The sequence below is a fragment of the Bradyrhizobium sp. CB1717 genome, assembly GCF_029714325.1.
In the GTDB taxonomy this organism is placed as follows: domain Bacteria; phylum Pseudomonadota; class Alphaproteobacteria; order Rhizobiales; family Xanthobacteraceae; genus Bradyrhizobium.
On sequence record NZ_CP121666.1, the window covers coordinates 6,374,967 to 6,390,172 of the forward strand.

Annotated in this window: 11 protein-coding genes; 3 read left to right on the forward strand and 8 right to left on the reverse strand. The window is 61.2% G+C overall.

The window, feature by feature from the left end; genetic code table 11:
• Window positions 1-240: 240 nt before the first annotated feature.
• Entirely contained in the window at window positions 241-600 is a 360-nt protein-coding gene (locus tag QA649_RS29970) for a helix-turn-helix transcriptional regulator (protein ID WP_020608048.1), read from the reverse strand.
• 542 nt (window positions 601-1,142) lie between these two features.
• Between QA649_RS29970 and QA649_RS29975 the strand changes: the two genes are divergently transcribed.
• Window positions 1,143-1,730, forward strand: a complete 588-nt coding sequence (locus tag QA649_RS29975; protein ID WP_283026135.1) for a hypothetical protein — start codon at window positions 1,143-1,145, stop codon at window positions 1,728-1,730.
• 91 nt (window positions 1,731-1,821) lie between these two features.
• Here QA649_RS29975 and QA649_RS29980 read toward each other — a convergent pair whose 3' ends face one another.
• Genes QA649_RS29980 through QA649_RS29990 form a run of 3 tightly spaced genes read right to left on the reverse strand, consistent with a single transcriptional unit; the run spans window position 1,822 to window position 5,465 of the window.
• On the reverse strand, window positions 1,822-2,379 hold the full coding sequence (locus QA649_RS29980; RefSeq protein ID WP_283020349.1) for a hypothetical protein: 558 nt from the start codon (window positions 2,377-2,379) through the stop codon (window positions 1,822-1,824).
• Window positions 2,380-2,384: 5 nt separating this feature from the next.
• The gene (locus QA649_RS29985) at window positions 2,385-3,743 is read right to left on the reverse strand and encodes an HlyD family type I secretion periplasmic adaptor subunit (RefSeq protein WP_283020350.1); all 1,359 of its coding nucleotides are present in this window, start codon (window positions 3,741-3,743) and stop codon (window positions 2,385-2,387) included.
• Window positions 3,744-3,752: 9 nt separating this feature from the next.
• A complete protein-coding gene (locus QA649_RS29990; RefSeq protein ID WP_283020351.1) occupies window positions 3,753-5,465 on the reverse strand; it encodes a type I secretion system permease/ATPase in 1,713 nt (570 codons plus the stop codon).
• An 888-nt stretch (window positions 5,466-6,353) separates the two neighbouring features.
• Between QA649_RS29990 and QA649_RS29995 the strand changes: the two genes are divergently transcribed.
• Window positions 6,354-8,753, forward strand: a complete 2,400-nt coding sequence (locus QA649_RS29995; RefSeq protein WP_283020352.1) for a S8 family serine peptidase — start codon at window positions 6,354-6,356, stop codon at window positions 8,751-8,753.
• A gap of 96 nt (window positions 8,754-8,849) precedes the next feature.
• Here QA649_RS29995 and QA649_RS30000 read toward each other — a convergent pair whose 3' ends face one another.
• The 3 genes from QA649_RS30000 to QA649_RS30010 all read right to left on the reverse strand — a co-directional run bounded on the left by QA649_RS30000 (window position 8,850) and on the right by QA649_RS30010 (window position 14,328).
• Window positions 8,850-13,109 carry a hypothetical protein gene (locus tag QA649_RS30000; RefSeq protein WP_283020353.1) on the reverse strand — a complete coding sequence of 1,420 codons (4,260 nt, stop codon included), beginning with the start codon at window positions 13,107-13,109 and terminating at the stop codon, window positions 8,850-8,852.
• A gap of 347 nt (window positions 13,110-13,456) precedes the next feature.
• The gene (locus QA649_RS30005) at window positions 13,457-13,795 is read right to left on the reverse strand and encodes a hypothetical protein (RefSeq protein ID WP_283020354.1); all 339 of its coding nucleotides are present in this window, start codon (window positions 13,793-13,795) and stop codon (window positions 13,457-13,459) included.
• Between the two features lie 59 nt (window positions 13,796-13,854).
• Entirely contained in the window at window positions 13,855-14,328 is a 474-nt protein-coding gene (locus QA649_RS30010; protein WP_283020355.1) for a hypothetical protein, read from the reverse strand.
• Window positions 14,329-14,507: 179 nt separating this feature from the next.
• On the opposite strand from QA649_RS30010, the gene QA649_RS30015 reads away from it, so the two are divergent.
• Window positions 14,508-14,954, forward strand: coding sequence for a hypothetical protein (locus QA649_RS30015; protein WP_283020356.1), 447 nt, complete (start codon window positions 14,508-14,510; stop codon window positions 14,952-14,954).
• Between the two features lie 25 nt (window positions 14,955-14,979).
• Here the strand turns inward: QA649_RS30015 and QA649_RS30020 are convergent, their stop codons facing one another.
• Window positions 14,980-15,198 carry a hypothetical protein gene (locus tag QA649_RS30020; RefSeq protein WP_283020357.1) on the reverse strand — a complete coding sequence of 73 codons (219 nt, stop codon included), beginning with the start codon at window positions 15,196-15,198 and terminating at the stop codon, window positions 14,980-14,982.
• Window positions 15,199-15,206: the final 8 nt, after the last annotated feature.

Genomic DNA, 15,206 nt, shown 5'->3' on the forward strand with positions numbered 1-15,206 from the left:
AAACTCGACCGAGGAGCGCTCGTCGTTGCGCGAACGGTGACTGACGGGCGACACCGACCTTGGCCGGCCAATGCAGCATCCAGGATTATCGGACTCACGGAGCCGCTTGGCGGAAGCGAGTCACCCGCGTTAACTGCAGCCCGGCGATTTCGCGGGTTTCAACACGAACACAGGTAAAGGCGCTTGGCGTGGTTCGCCAATATTCCAGGCGGAGATACGGCGCACCTCGCCTTCTAGATTTTACCGATCGCCAGCCGAAGTGATCCTGACGTGGAAGCCTTTTGCCTCAATGGCGCGGATCAGCTGTTCGAGGCTCATCTCGTCCGGCCGCAGCGAGAGCTGGTCCGAAGGGCCCTGATCCTGAGTATTCACAAGGTGAACACCGTCCTCGAGAAACTCAGAGCTGACGTTAAGCACCTTTGCCACGGCTTTTATCGTGGCGGGCTTGGGCACCCTGCCCCGCTTCTCCCAATGCCAAATCGCGGGAGGAGTTACGTCAATCCGCCTGGCCAGCTCGGTGATGGTCATCGACCGCTCTTCCCGCAGCTGTTTCAAGCGCGAACCGAAGTTGGCAATCGTTTTGTTCTTGAATTTAGGCACCTGTAAATTCCATTTGCATGTGTGAGAATCAGCGTTAACGACCGCAATCACGTAAGATTACGGTCTCGTTCGTTTTCAAGTCAATCGTCGATCCGTAGGTTTTCGCCTTCGGAAACCCGTGCGGTTCGCAGCAATCCTGTGCAATCGGTCAGCCCACCTGCCCTCTTCGGTCTCGTTCGGCCGGCCAGGCATGCAAGGCCCGAGCCACAACTGGAAAGACAATCTCACTCAGCGTTAGGCGTTCCTAACTCCATCGCTCGACGCTGGCGTGACAGGAGACCCCGGCTGCGGACGGCCGCTCGGCGGAAGGGAAGGGCGGCCGGTTACGGCCCTGTAATGCCTCGGCGGCGTTAAGTAAACAGGCAAGGCAGTCCCTGCCGCTCCTTCGCGCGATTGATCAGTGATCGCTCCAATGTCACTATGCGCCGGATTTAGCGGGATAAGGGTTTGGCCGGACGGGCTTTTCTTCGTCCCGGTCACAGCCCGGCAGAGGGGATCGCGTGACCATCTGGCGGCGTCTTTTATGTTGGCTGCGGCCCGCGATGTTGCTGTCGACCGGGGTGCTTTTTGCTCTTGCGGCCCCTGGCGTCGCGCAGACGGCCGGGCCCCGTCCGGCAGCAGAGCAAGGTCCGGAGGCTCCCAAACGCATCGAGCATCGTCAGCCTCTGATCGACATCCTCGCACACATGTCCGGCAAGTGCACGACGCTGAAGATCGCGGGTCGCAGCTATGCCTGCAAGGCCGTTGCCTACGCCCATAATGAAGCCGGACGTGTGAGCTTCGCGGTGGCTATCGAGGACCCGGCGGACGACGGCCACGTCGTGTCTTTCTCCGGCGAGAAGGGAAAGCGCTTCGACGACAATTCCTACGAGCTTCCGATCGATCGGATGCTCCTGAATTCCAAGCACCGGCCGAAGGTCCATGGGCTGCCGGTGCCCGCGGAGGAGGCATCGACCGGCATCTGCCGCCAGTTCGGCAACTTTGCCGCGCGGCGGGTCTCGAGTGTCACCTGCACTGCAACGGACTCGCGCGGACAGAGCTATGAGTTGCTGTTCGTTTCGGATGGCTCTCCCATCGGCGTTCGACGCGTGAGGCAGTCAGCAGCGTCGATCGACGACCCGTTTAAATAGTCCTGGAGCTAAACAGTCCTGGAGCGACGCAGGCAGGTTTTCTGCGCTGCCCTTGCGCGCCAAGATTTGGCTGCCGCCTCGCCGAGCACGTTCAATAGCAATTCGGAGAATTGCCCCCGAGCCGGGCACACGCATCCGAATTGGAAGCCCGCCACTGAATCACGGCTAACGGGCTGCGTCCCTGCCCTTCCAACGGCGCTCCTCGCAGCCTTTCCGCCTCTTCCGCCACGATGGCTCTGTGCGCCTTGGCAATCTGGTCATTACGTTCAAGCAGCGAGACCTTGCCGGCCGAGACCTGGACGGCAAGCGCTTTGCGCAATGCATTTTCGCGGTCGAGCAGTTCCGGAAACTGCAAGCTGGGCCGCACCGAGAGCTCTGTTGCCTTCACGATGCAATCGGCACGCGGCACGGCCTGCGCGATCTGATCGGGAAATGCGTTGCGGCAATCTGCAAGGGCCTCGGCCAGATTTACGGAAGATTCTTCACCCTCGTTCTGAAGCGCCAGTCGCGTGCCTCCACAACCAGCAAGCAGGCTAAACAGCAACACAATAACCGCATGGCGCATCATAAAAGGGGCTTTAACGCGTCGATACCGCGCGTTGATGGCAGCCCGACCGCCAGCCGCGCGCGCACGCTCGACCGGGCCCATGCTTCCTATTTCTGGCGGAAGGAGTGATTGAAGGACATGATCAGCGGCCCAACCAGATATTCAAACGCCGTGCGCTGGACGGTCGGGATCATGACGGTTGCCGGCATGCCCGGATAGAGCTTGATGTTCGGCATGGCCGCAAGCTCGTCCTGATCAATTCGAACGAAGGCCGTGTAGTACGGGTTGTTGCTCTTGGGGTCGGTCAGACGATCTGCCGAGACCTGGATGACGTCGCCATGAATGATCGGCACGATCCGCTGCTTGTAGGCCGTGAGGTGAACTTCCGCGCGCGTGTTGGGATGCACGTCGCTGATGTCCTCGACCGCCACCTGCGCTTCGATTGTCAGCCCATCCTGCTCCGGGACGATGTCCAGGATCTTGTCGCCGCGCTGTATGACCCCGCCGACTGAAAAGACGTTGAGGCCGACCACCTGGCCGCTATAGGGCGCGCGGATCTCCATGCGCCCCAAGACCGCCTTGGCGTTCATGGCTTTCGGGATGACCTCCAGAATCTTGGCTTGCGTGTCGCGAAGGTCCTTGGTCACGTCGGTCATTCGATCATTGTCGAGCTGCGCCATTTGCTGCTCTTGCTCGGCAATTGCCTGGCGCGCTTTGGCAATGTTGGCGTTGGAATCCGCGATCTGACCCTCGAGTCCGTAGGCGGTGCGCTCCAGTTGCAGGATGCGCGGGCGCGCGATCAGGCCGCGCTCGACGAGAGGCGCGATATCCTTCGCCTCGCTGTGAACGGAATTGATCTGGTCGGTAAATGATTTCACTTGCGCCTGGGCGCCGACGATCTGCGAGCCGAGCTGGTTGATCTTCTCGCGGATGACGCTGCGCTGTCCCTCCAGCGCGGCCCGGCGGCTCTCGAACTGGCTGACCTGCCCGTTCCAGACGCTCTTGAGATAGGGATCTTCGGAACGCGCCCTCAGATCCGACGGCATCACGAGCCCGGAGCCGTGATCGAGCTCGGTCAGGAGCCGAACCTCCGTGGCACGAAGCACGGCCCATTGCTGCGTCAGAACTTCGTATTCGGCGCGCGCCTGGGTCTCATCCAGCACGATCAGGAGGTCGCCGGAGCGAACCTTGTCGCCCTCCCTGACCCGCAGCTCCTTCACGATGCCGCCGTCAAGGTGCTGGACGCTCTTGCGATTACCCTCAACCTTGACGACCGCGTTTGCCACGACGGCGCCGTTGAGCGGCGCGGTCAGCGCCCACGCACCAATCCCACCGAAGAATACGGCAACAATGATCCAGCCGGCGAGCGAGATGCGCCTGATCGAGTCGCTGGGCGGCCCGGCGGAAAGACCGGCCCGGCCGCCAACGGCGGCGAGATTCTTGGGTGTTCCGTCCAAAATGGCCATTGGGCGAGCCTAGCTGCTGGAGCCTTGCACGGCGTGCACGGGGACAGGACGGGTCAGCCGCGCCATGATCTCGGCACGAGCCCCGAACATTTCGGCGACGCCATCTCTGAGAACGAGAATCTTGTCGACGACTCCGATGGTCGCCGGCCGATGCGAGACGATGACAACCGTCGTCCCGCCTTTCTTCAGTTGCACGATACAATCTGCCAGAGCGACATCACCTTCGGCATCGAGGTTCGAGCTCGGCTCGTCGAGCACGACGAGGCTTGGACCGCCATAGACGGCGCGGGCCAGACCAATCCGTTGGCGGAAGCCGCCGGACAGAATAGCGCCGCCTTCTCCGACCTGGGTGTCGTAACCGTGCGGAAGCCTCAGGATCATTTCATGCACGCCGGCGAGCTGGGCAGCGAGGATGACGTCCTTGTCGCTTCCCTCGTCGAAGCGGCCGATATTGGCGGCGATCGTGTCCGAGAACAGCTCGATATCCTGAGGCAGGTAGCCGACATGATCGCCGATCGCCCGCTTGACCCAGGTCGCGACATCGGCGCCGTCCAGCCGCACGGCGCCCGCCGAGGGCGTCAGCACGCCGACAAGCTGGCGCGACAGGGTCGATTTCCCGGCCCCGGACGGCCCGATGACCCCGAGCACCTCTCCTGCCTCCACGGCGAAGGTGACACCGCGCAGAATGGGCTTGGAGCCCCCCTGGGGAACGAAGCTGAGCGCCTCGACCGAAACGTGCCCCTTGGGCCTCGGCAACGTCAGGCCGGCCTCGAGAACAGGATGCGCCGTCAGCAGTTCGCGAATGCGCAGGAACGCAGCACGCGCCGACACCAGACCACGCCACGACCCCACGATCTGCTCGACCGGCTGCAGCGCGCGGCCGAGCAGGATGCTGGCCGCGAACATCGAACCGACCGTCGTGACCCGCTCGATCACGAGATAGGCGCCCAAACCCAGGATCAGCGATTGCATGGCGAGGCGCAGGAAACGGATCAGGCTCTGGATCGCGGCGGCCCGGTCGCTTGCAGCGACCTGGCGCTCGAGCATCCGGTCGCGATCGCGACTCCAGCGCCGGAGCAGACCGCCGGTCATGCCCATGGCACGCACGACCTCGGTGTTGCGCAGGCTCATTTCGGTGAAGCTGTAGCTGCGCGCGGCGGCTTCGTTCGATTCCGTGAGCGGCAGCTTCACGAGCCACTCACTCAGCAGCGCCATCAGCACCAGGATGACCGAACACCCCAGCGCAAAGGCCCCCAGGAACGGATGTAGGGCGAAGATCACCGCGATGTAGATGGGGGCCCAGGGCAGATCGAAAACGGCGTGGATGCCGGTCCCGGTGACGAACTGGCGAAACGTATCGAAATCGCGGATCGCCTGGCTGCGAGCGCCGCCCGCATTGGCCGACCGATCGATGATCGCCGTCATCACCCGCGAGGCGATCTCGCGGTCCAGGCGGATGCTGGCGCGGGTCAGCACCCTTGCGCGAACTGCGTCCAGCCCCGCCAGCGCCATGAACGCCAGCAGCAGCGCGAGCGTGAGCATCAGCAACGTGATCTCGCTCGCGCTCGAGATCACCCGGTCATAAACCTGCAGCATGTAGAGCGGGCCGGCGAGGTAAAGCAGGTTAATGGCAAGGCTGAAGATGCCGGCCGTCGCGAAATAGCCCTGGCATGTCTGCAGCAGGCGCCGGAGCTCGTCCGGCCTCTTGAAAGGCGCACTCACACAATCCGGCGGATGCCCCCGCCCCCCTAATCAAAAATGACCGCCGGAGCGACAACGCCCGGCCGAATTAAAGACAACTTGGCAGCCGTTACAATGCTTGTCTAATCAAGTGGAATGTTTAGCACAGCCGCCGGGCGCGCGAAATAATCCTCGCTGGAAAGGTAAAGGCGCCCGTAGAGCTACGGGCTCCCGCGCGTTTACGATATTTATCCCGGTTGAATGCAAGGCCTAAATGCGGCGGGCGGAGGCGGAAACCAGCGGAATTCCGACCAGAACCCAAACAACGGACATGGGTTGGCATTCCCGCGGCGCAACATGCGCGAGCTTGAACTGGAAATTTCCATTCCCGGAAGAAAGGGCGCAGGGGTGGATCACAGGTGAAACCGGCACCCCCGGACTTCCCTGCGCGGATGGTTCTAACGGTTTCCCTCGCGCCTGCCCCGGGAGACGAGCTCCATTGCCCCGGTCGCCCGGCAGATATTCGCGTTCACGCCGGTTGGCGCGATACGCCGCCACAAGGCTTGGCGCCAGCTTTCGGGCGCCAGGGCCAAATACGAATTTTTCTGCGAACTGCACGCCTCCCCATGGGGCCATCATCGCGCGCTTGAAACGAGGCTCCGTCACGACCGGATGCAAGTCATCGTCATCCGGTCCGGTCTCGGACAATCCTGCCGCTTCGTAACTCCCGCCGTAACGAACATAAAACCGGATTTATGCGCCGTTAAAGAGATTGCGAAACTTGGACCGCCATCGTCAGCGCTCTGGAACCGCTGATCCCAGTTTAACCGCTCAATTTACCCGCCTTTAATTCGCGCGGCCGTCCGATCCCCGCACCGACGCGCGACATGACGCGCTTTTTTCTTCCGTCGCACAGGGCAAGGAGCTTCAATGGCCAAGCGGGGCGTGAATGATCAGTACGGGAATTTCTCTGAAGCGAATGCAAATGCTCTGGAATGGGAATTCATCGGACTGAACATCGCCTCGGCAAACGTCGGCTCTTTCGTCGGTCCGACCGCGTGGAGCAACACCAAGGCGAATGAAGGAAGTGCCGCAGACGGCGGCCCCGAGGGGTTCGCCGCCAAGAAAGGCGGCAGCGGCACGGGTGGAGGCAACACATCGACTGGCGGCACGGGAACAAGCACTTCAGGTTCTGGCACGAGCACATCGGGCACAGGTACGACCACCTCGAGCGGCACCACCGGTCAAGGAAGCACTACGCTCGTCCTTCATGACGTTCCCACTCACTGGCAGACATTGAACGCTCCCACGGGCAACTCAACGCTGCCCACTGACACCTATTTCAGCCAGCAATGGGGACTCACCAACAGCACCGCTGGGATCGACGTCGTCAAGGCCTGGCAAAACTACACGGGACTTGGTGTCAAGATCGGCGTCATTGATGATGGCTTCGACTACAATCACGGCGACATCAACCCGCATTATCTGCTCAATCTCGACTACGACACCGTGACCGGCGGTGCCGACGCCTTTGGCAGCTCAACGACCGACAAGCATGGGACGACCGCCATGGGTGTCATCGGGGCTGCAGCCAACGGCACGGGCGTCGTCGGTGTCGCGTATAATGCCGGCATCGCCGGGTTTCGCATCGGATATGGCGCAACCGGCACAACGGGTCAGGCGACGGAGGCCTTCAATCACGTCCTCACAAATGGCATGGACGTGGTCAATGCGAGCTGGGGCTATACCGCGCCCTACTCCGACAATTTCCTCTCGTCGGCATTCTCCGCAACAAAGGTCGCGATCCAGAACGACGTCAGCAGCGGTCGCGGCGGCCTCGGAATCGTCATTGTGTTTGCGGCCGGAAATGGAGGCCCGACGGACAACGTAAACTATCACAACTTCCAAAACGACCCGTTCGTCATCACGGTTGCAGCGACCGACACGTCCGGCCACATTACGAGCTACAGTTCGCCAGGAGCTGCAATTCTCATCTCGGCGCCAGGCACTGCCAAGACCGACGATCGCGTCGGAACCGATGGATATTCGACGAACGACTACATCAACATCTCCGGCACATCCTATGCGGCGCCCTACGTTTCCGGTGTCGTCGCTCTGATGCTGCAGGCAAACCCGAACCTCGGCTTCCGGGACGTCCAGGATATTCTGGCCTATTCGGCCAAGAACACGGATCCCACCAATGCGAGCTGGCACACCAACGGCGCCCACGATTGGAACGGCGGCGGCCTCCACTTCAGCGAAAGCTACGGCTTCGGCATGGTCGATGCGACGGCAGCGGTGAGGCTTGCCGAAAGCTGGCAATATCAGTCGACCTACGCCAACATGTCGAGCGAATCCGCATCGCATACAGACAACGCGGCGATTCCGGATGGCGTCGGCGGCCTGACCAGTCAGATGACATTCGCCTCTTCACTCGACGTGGAGAGAATGGTGATCGACCTCAATATCGCTCATGCGAGCCCGAGCGACCTCTTGGTGACGCTGACCTCTCCCAGCGGAACGACAGCAACACTTGCGTCGCACCCGGCAAACGGGACCGGCACAGGGATCGTGTTCCAGACGACGGCGAACAGCTTCTGGGGCGAGGATGCGAAGGGAACCTGGACGCTCACCGTTACGGACAGCGTTGCAGGAAATTCCGGCATCCTGAACAGCTGGACTCTGACGGCGCTCGGCGATTCCGCGTCGACCCCGATTACCTACGTCTATACCGACGAGTTTGCGTCCGCGACCAATCCGGCCAATCTGATCCTCACGGATAGCAGCGGCAATGCGACGCTGAACACGGCGACGGTCACCTCCGGCTCGTACCTCGATCTTCATGCCGGCGCACTCGACACCATCGCCGGCAGGACTCTCCAGATCGCATCGACGACCATCATCAAGAACGTCTGGGCTGGCGACGGCAACGACACCATCATCGCGAACGACCTCGGCGACACGATCCAGGCGGGCCGCGGCAACAATACGATTGTCACCGGCAAGGGCGCCGATGTCCTTTATGCGGCGCAAGCGGGCAGTATCGACACCTTCGTCTTCAATGCGCTTTCGGGCACGACAGATACCATCCTGAATTGGGTATCAGGCAACAACAGCATCAATGTGGGACAACTGCTCAGCTCTCTCGGGTATTCCGGAAGCAACCCGATCACCGACGGATGGTTGAGCTTCGTCTCGGACGCGAAGGGCGGGACTAACATGGTGGTCGACGCGCATAACGGCGCCGCGCCACAATCCGTGGTGGACATCGTGGGCATTGCCCCCACGCTGCTTCACGAGAGTACGACGACGTGGAGCCTGATCGTCTGAGAAACGTGGGCAGGCCTCCGCAATCGCCCCATAAAAAACGAAGGCCTCGTGACGAGCACGAGGCCTAGATCTAAGCGTACGCACGCTGAGACGGTCTTAGGCGATGCCTTGGATTCCCCCCGTCTGATGCAGGGTCAGCCAGAACTGATCGAGCGTGTTCTCATGCTGATTGATGACGTTTACGCCATCGTTGGTCCATCCAACCCAACCCGGCGAGCCCGAGCTGGTGACGAGTTGATTCTGATTGAACGCCATTAGAGCATTCTTCAGTCCTTCGCCATCGGCTTCCTTCCCAAGCGGGGTCCCCCAATCGGTGATGCCGGTGCTTGCGTCCGTAACATCAACGTAGGTCTTGTTCCATGCATTCGAATTCGTCGCGACGCCTGTGGTCTTGTCGAGAATGAGATCATTGTTTGTATCGACATTCACGCCAAGGCCAGCCCAAGCGCCCTTTCCGGTCAACCACATGACAGCTTCGTCGATGAGGTTGTTGGGTTGCACGACCCCTGCATCGATGTTGAGCTGCGTTGCGATCACCTGGGCAAGCATGATCGAGATGGCGTCACCGTTCTTGGCGGCCGACTCGATCGAGAGTGCCGTAGCTACGTCAATCTTGAGGTAGTGAGCGTTGGCGCCATCGTCCTGAATGCCATTGCCATTGGCATCACCGAGCAACAGGTACTTGTCGGTACGATGGGTATTCCATGCGGAGGCATGGCTTCCCCAGTATCCCTGCGTCCTTGCGGAGTTCTCATACCCGTTGTAGCTGCTCGGATCGGAGGCCGTATCCGTACCCGTATGACCCGCAGTGTCGATGAACGAACCGGTTGCCGTACCCGTGTTCGAGTATCCACCTTCGATCGCCTTGCCGGTAGCTTGGTAGATCCAGGTTTCGTTGAGATCCAGCTTGTGGTCGCCATTAGTGTCACCGCTCACATATGTCGGCGTTACACCCTTGTCATCGGTCACCGTAACATTTGAAAGAGCGACATTCCCCGTATTAGTCACCGTGTATTTCCAGGTTAGGGAAGTCCCGGCGATGACATTGATCCCGTCTCCCGATTGATTGCCGGCGGTGGTAATTTTATTGATTGATATCTCGGGATCAGCACCGAAATAGTTCGAAGCGTCTTGCGCCGACGGCGTGGCCTTGTGGCCTGCATCGTCGGTGAACGAGCCGGTCGCCGTTCCGGTGTTTTTGTAATTGCCCGTTACCGCCGTGCCGTCTGCCGAGAAAATCCAGGTCTCGCTGGTATCCAGCAGGCCGTTGCTGTTCGCATCGCCGCTCACGTAGTGCGGATTGACGCCGCCAACCGAGTCGGTCACCGCGACGTCGGAGAGCGCGACGTTGCCGGTGTTGGTGACCGTATATTGCCAACTGATCGCCTCGCCCGACAGAATCGTCAGCCCGTCACCCGACTTCGACCCGTCGACCGTCACCTTGTTGATCGCGATCCCGGGATTGGCACCGAAATAGTTCGAGTCGTCATGCGCCGACGGCGTGGCCTTGTGGCCTGCATCGTCGGTGAACGAGCCGGTCGCCGTTCCGGTGTTTTTGTAATCGCCCGTTACCGCCGTGCCGTCCGCCGAGAAGATCCAGGTCTCGCTGGTATCCAGCAGCCCGTTGCTGTTCGCATCGCCGCTCACGTAGTGCGGATTGACGCCGCCAACCGAGTCGGTCACCGCGACGTCGGAGAGCGCGATGTTGCCGGTGTTGGTCACCGTATATTGCCAGCTGATCCCCTCGCCCGACAGAATCGTCAGCCCGTCACCCGACTTCGACCCGTCGACCGTCACCTTGTTGATCGCGATCCCGGGATTGGCACCGAAATAGTTCGAGTCGTCATGCGCCGACGGCGTGGCCTTGTGGCCTGCATCGTCGGTGAACGAGCCGGTCGCCGTTCCGGTGTTTTTGTAATCGCCCGTTACCGCCGTGCCGTCCGCCGAGAAGATCCAGGTCTCGCTGGTATCCAGCAGCCCGTTGCTGTTCGCATCGCCGCTCACGTAGTGCGGATTGACGCCGCCAACCGAGTCGGTCACCGCGACGTCGGAGAGCGCGACGTTGCCGGTGTTGGTGACCGTATATTGCCAGCTGATCCCCTCGCCCGACAGAATCGTCAGCCCGTCACCCGACTTCGACCCGTCGACCGTCACCTTGTTGATCGCGATCCCGGGATTGGCACCGAAATAGTTCGAGTCGTCTTGCGCCGACGGCGTGGCCTTGTGGCCTGCATCGTCGGTGAACGAGCCGGTCGCCGTTCCGGTGTTTTTGTAATCGCCCGTTACCGCCGTGCCGTCCGCCGAGAAGATCCAGGTTTCGCTGGTATCCAGCAGGCCGTTGCTGTTCGTATCGCCGCTCACGTAGTGCGGATTGACGCCGCCAACCGAGTCGGTCACCTCGACGTCGGAGAGCGCGACGTCGCCGGTGTTGGTGACCGTATATTGCCAGCTGATTCCCTCGCCCGACAGAATCGTCAGTCCGTCACCCGACTTCGACCCGTCGACCGTCACCTTGTTGATCGCGATCCCGGGCGTCACGCCCGTGTAGCCCGACAGGTCCTGATCGGAAACCGTGATGCCAACCGGCGGGTCGCCGCTCACTTCGCCGACGTTCTGGTAGAGGCCGTCAATTGCCTTACCTGATGCGCTGAAGTACCAGGTCTCGTTCGTGTCCAGCTTGCCATCGCTATTGGCGTCCCCGGTCAAATATACGGGGGTCACGCCAGGCTGGTTATCCGTCACGTGGACGTTGGACAGGGCTACGTCGCCTGGATTGGTAATCTTGTAGATCCAGGAGACGTTTTCGTTGGCCAGGATGGTGGCGCCATCGGTGCCGCTGTCGAAATCGGTCTTCACGGTCAGGGCCGAAGTGTCCCCGTCGAACGTGACCTTATCGATCGAGATAATCGCGGTACCCACCCGGCTCACGCCGATGTAACTCGACGGATCGGTGTCCGAGACATGGGTGGTCGTGCCGTCCTTGCCCTTGGTGACGTAATCGCCGGTCACCGTACCGATGTTGTGGTATTGGCCACCCGGAAGGCCGGATGTATCGACCGCAGTTCCCTTAGCCGTGTAAATCCACGTCTCGGTCACATCCAGGATGTCGTCGTGGTTGGTATCGCCGATATTGTGCCCACCGGCGAGAGTGGGTGTCACGGTGACACCGTGGTCGTCGGTCACCTCGATGTTTGACAGCCCGACATTGCCCGTGTTCGTGACCGTATAGGTCCAGGTAACGGGGCTGCCGGTCGTGATCGTCACGCCGTCGCCATCAGTGATCAATCCGCCGGGACCATCGCCCGTCACCTTGTCGATATTGATGCTGGGGCGAGCAGCCGCGAGCACGCCCCATTCCTCGAATCCGCTATTCGCGGCGTAGGTCGCAGCATCGGCGCCGCTCGTTCCTCCGCCGAATGCCGAATAGAGATAGACGTTAGGCGTGGCCCCCGAATGGTCGAACAGGCTATCCGCAATCAGGACGACATAATCGCCCTTGCCGCTGCCGGCATCCCACTGCGCATTCAGCAACACGGTCTTGTCGCCACCGCCATCAAGGTCGAAAATCGGCGTCAGTCCCGTCAGATCGGTGAGCGTGCCGGAGCCCGCCTGATAGATCTTCAGCTGGTCCAGGGAGATGAGCTGCGGGGCGTTCTTGCTGCCGCTCTGGTTGATGTCTATCCGAAACTCTCTGTAGAGGACGCCGATATTGCCGCCGTTCGCTGCGCTGCCGACGACCGTCGGAATGGCGTCCAACAAGAGCGCATTCGTGTGCGCTTGCGACTTGTCATCCAGCGGCAGCGGTGTTCCATCCGTATTGAAACCCGATTCAGTCGGAGCGTTCTGCATCACGAGGAAGGAATCGAACACACCCGTGCCGGTCGAAACCGCCGTCGTCGTGTTCGTGAATATCGCGCCATTGACCTGCGCAGTCGAACTTTGATTGGTGACGTCTACTGCACCGGTGATGCTGTCGGTGAAGGCCGTGGTCGTCATGACGCCTGATGTCGTGTCAGTGGCGCTCAGCACGAACGACTCGCCCAGCGCGTCCTGCCCGACATCCCAGGCGGTGACCACCACGCCATTGGCAAGGCCGTCGAGGTCACCGGCACCGCCATCCACCACTGTCCAGGGCACATTCGTGCCGGCCACGGGATTGCCAGCCACGTCAGTGACTTCAAACGTCACGGTATCGCCCACACCGACGTTGGCCGTGAAGTAGGCAGTCGACCCAGGCGCATAATCGGATTGATTGGTGCTCACGGACGTGGCCGCTAGCGTCGGATCGGCGATCAACTGAGACTCATCGACCGGAACGTACACGCCGCTCGCCGGATCGTACTTGTAAATTGCCATGACCTAAGCCTCCAAAAAATCGCAACAAAAATTGCAAAGTCACGTGGGAGGAGGCAGGAATGCCGCTTTCGGTCGCGCACAAAAAACCGGCACACGCAGACGCGCGCGCCGGCCTATGCAGACCTCCGTCGGCAAAAATCAATCAAAACAGCCCTGCCTGCCCAGAAACAATCAAACCGGGAAATTTAAGCAACTATTTACAATTAACGCAACCTTTAGTCGGCGAATTAAACAATGACGGGCGATCCCATATTCGGGAAATCTCGGCAATCTCCGTCCCGGAGGTTGGTAAATACCTTCGACGGAGCCGGGATGTGCGGAAGGATCAGCCTGCCTTCAGCTCTCGGCTACGACCCGCGAACGGGCATCGCCGCTGCCCTCGCCTGCGCCGCGCCGTGCAGCTCCCACGCGCGCTGCATCCGCTCGGGTTGCGTTTCCTTCAGCTGCCTCCCCCAGGCTGCGCTGAAGGCCTCGATCGCCGTGTCCCTGCCTTGAGCTGCGCCGCTCGCCCATGCCGGAAGGCCCATCGGGATCACGACGAACCACTCCCACGAACGATCGGGCCCGTTCGCATCCCGCGCATGGCGGATCCCGCCGATCTCGCGGCCTTGCGACCAGACAGCGAAGTGATCGGCGATCCCGGGCCATTTCGGACGAATGCTGAGGGTGGTCGCGTTATTCATCATCGTAAATTCTTGCAATGACGGAATTCAAGTAACGCGGGGCCAACGCTGTCACATCTGGTTTAACTCCTGGGGGTCGCCCGCTGCGCCAGCAATGCATCGGCGCTCTTGGTGAGCCCGCCGGCCAACTGTTTCGCGGCGTCCGGTGAGAACGCGTAACCGGCCTGGTCTTCCAGCCGGTGGTTGAGGATGAAGAGCACAAGGCCGCGGCCGCTGGTGTCGGCGGAAATCGTGCAGTTCTTGGGGATTTCGAACCGCACCTCGTCGGCCTTGCCGGTCGCGCCCGGTTTGGTCTGCGCTGCGGCTTCGGCACTGGGGGCGGCTGCTTCGGCGGCAAGGGCCGGCCCGCCGCCTTTTGACGCCGCCGGCTGCGCACCGCCTCGCACCTTTGTCAGTACCGCGATCAGATCGTCGACGCAGTCACTGGCGAATCTCAGCTCCAGTGCACCAGTATATTTGCCCGTGGTCTGGACGATGAATTCCTTTTTGTCGTCCGACATGGTGGCGGAGCTCACCGCCGCAATCCTGATCGCCATTAGCCCAATGCCTCGAAATATGGCTGGGGCCTCGTTGGCCCCTCTGCCCAACTATGCGTCAACTATACTGCCCAGGGCGGCCCGGGATAGACGCATTAACCTTGACGCGTCCGCCTTGCCGCTTCCACACGAGCGACCTAGGATAAAGCCATGTTACGGTCAATTCGCGTTGCAGCACGATGAGTATCAATCCCGCACCCCGGATCATTGCAGAGTTGCGGCCGAAGTACGAGATCAAGATCGACCTCGACGAGCGATGCTTCCTGTTTCCGGCCGGAAAGTCGGTCAGCCAGCTGCTGTTGCTATCGGACGGCCACACCATCCTCATCGACGCCGTGTATCCGTTCAACCAAGCACGCACGCCACCGCGGCTCGCAGCGCTTGATCTCGACGATGCCAGGGAGTTTGGACGGCGGCTGGTCGAAGCGGTCCATACGGCGCGCACCCAGCTGGTGGGCACGAATGGCATCAGGATATCCATCAACGTGGTCGCCAATGGATATCACCTCCAGTTTGGCGACATGAACGCAGCGACCGAACTGTTTCTCGGCACCGGCTGCATCTGGCGTGTCTGCCAGGGCCTGCTCCGCATCGTCGACCTGATCGCACCCATCGAATCCAACTGACGCGGTGCCGGCGGGGGCGGCCGCTTCAGGACGCGGTCTCGACCAGCGGCTCCAGATAGCTGCGATGCAGCGTTTGCGGATGCTTGTGTCCGTCCAGAATGACCCGCAGCGCGTTCTTGGTCTGGGCAAAGCCGATGACCCGACCCGTCCTCCCGTCCAAACGCTTGCTATGCTTGCCGAGGGACCTCACCCGGAAGCGGCTGCCAATCGCAAGATCCAGCGCGAGCGCGTCGTTTTCATTCATGGCGGTCA

Coding starts and splice junctions, on each gene's coding strand:
- QA649_RS30015 (WP_283020356.1), top strand. CDS start 14,508: ATGAGTATCAATCCCGCACCCCGGATCATTGCAGAGTTGCGGCCGAAG.
- QA649_RS29985 (WP_283020350.1), bottom strand. CDS start 3,743: ATGGCCATTTTGGACGGAACACCCAAGAATCTCGCCGCCGTTGGCGGC.
- QA649_RS30000 (WP_283020353.1), bottom strand. CDS start 13,109: ATGGCAATTTACAAGTACGATCCGGCGAGCGGCGTGTACGTTCCGGTC.
- QA649_RS30010 (WP_283020355.1), bottom strand. CDS start 14,328: ATGGCGATCAGGATTGCGGCGGTGAGCTCCGCCACCATGTCGGACGAC.
- QA649_RS29995 (WP_283020352.1), top strand. CDS start 6,354: ATGGCCAAGCGGGGCGTGAATGATCAGTACGGGAATTTCTCTGAAGCG.
- QA649_RS29980 (WP_283020349.1), bottom strand. CDS start 2,379: ATGGGCCCGGTCGAGCGTGCGCGCGCGGCTGGCGGTCGGGCTGCCATC.
- QA649_RS30020 (WP_283020357.1), bottom strand. CDS start 15,198: ATGAATGAAAACGACGCGCTCGCGCTGGATCTTGCGATTGGCAGCCGC.
- QA649_RS30005 (WP_283020354.1), bottom strand. CDS start 13,795: ATGATGAATAACGCGACCACCCTCAGCATTCGTCCGAAATGGCCCGGG.
- QA649_RS29975 (WP_283026135.1), top strand. CDS start 1,143: ATGTTGCTGTCGACCGGGGTGCTTTTTGCTCTTGCGGCCCCTGGCGTC.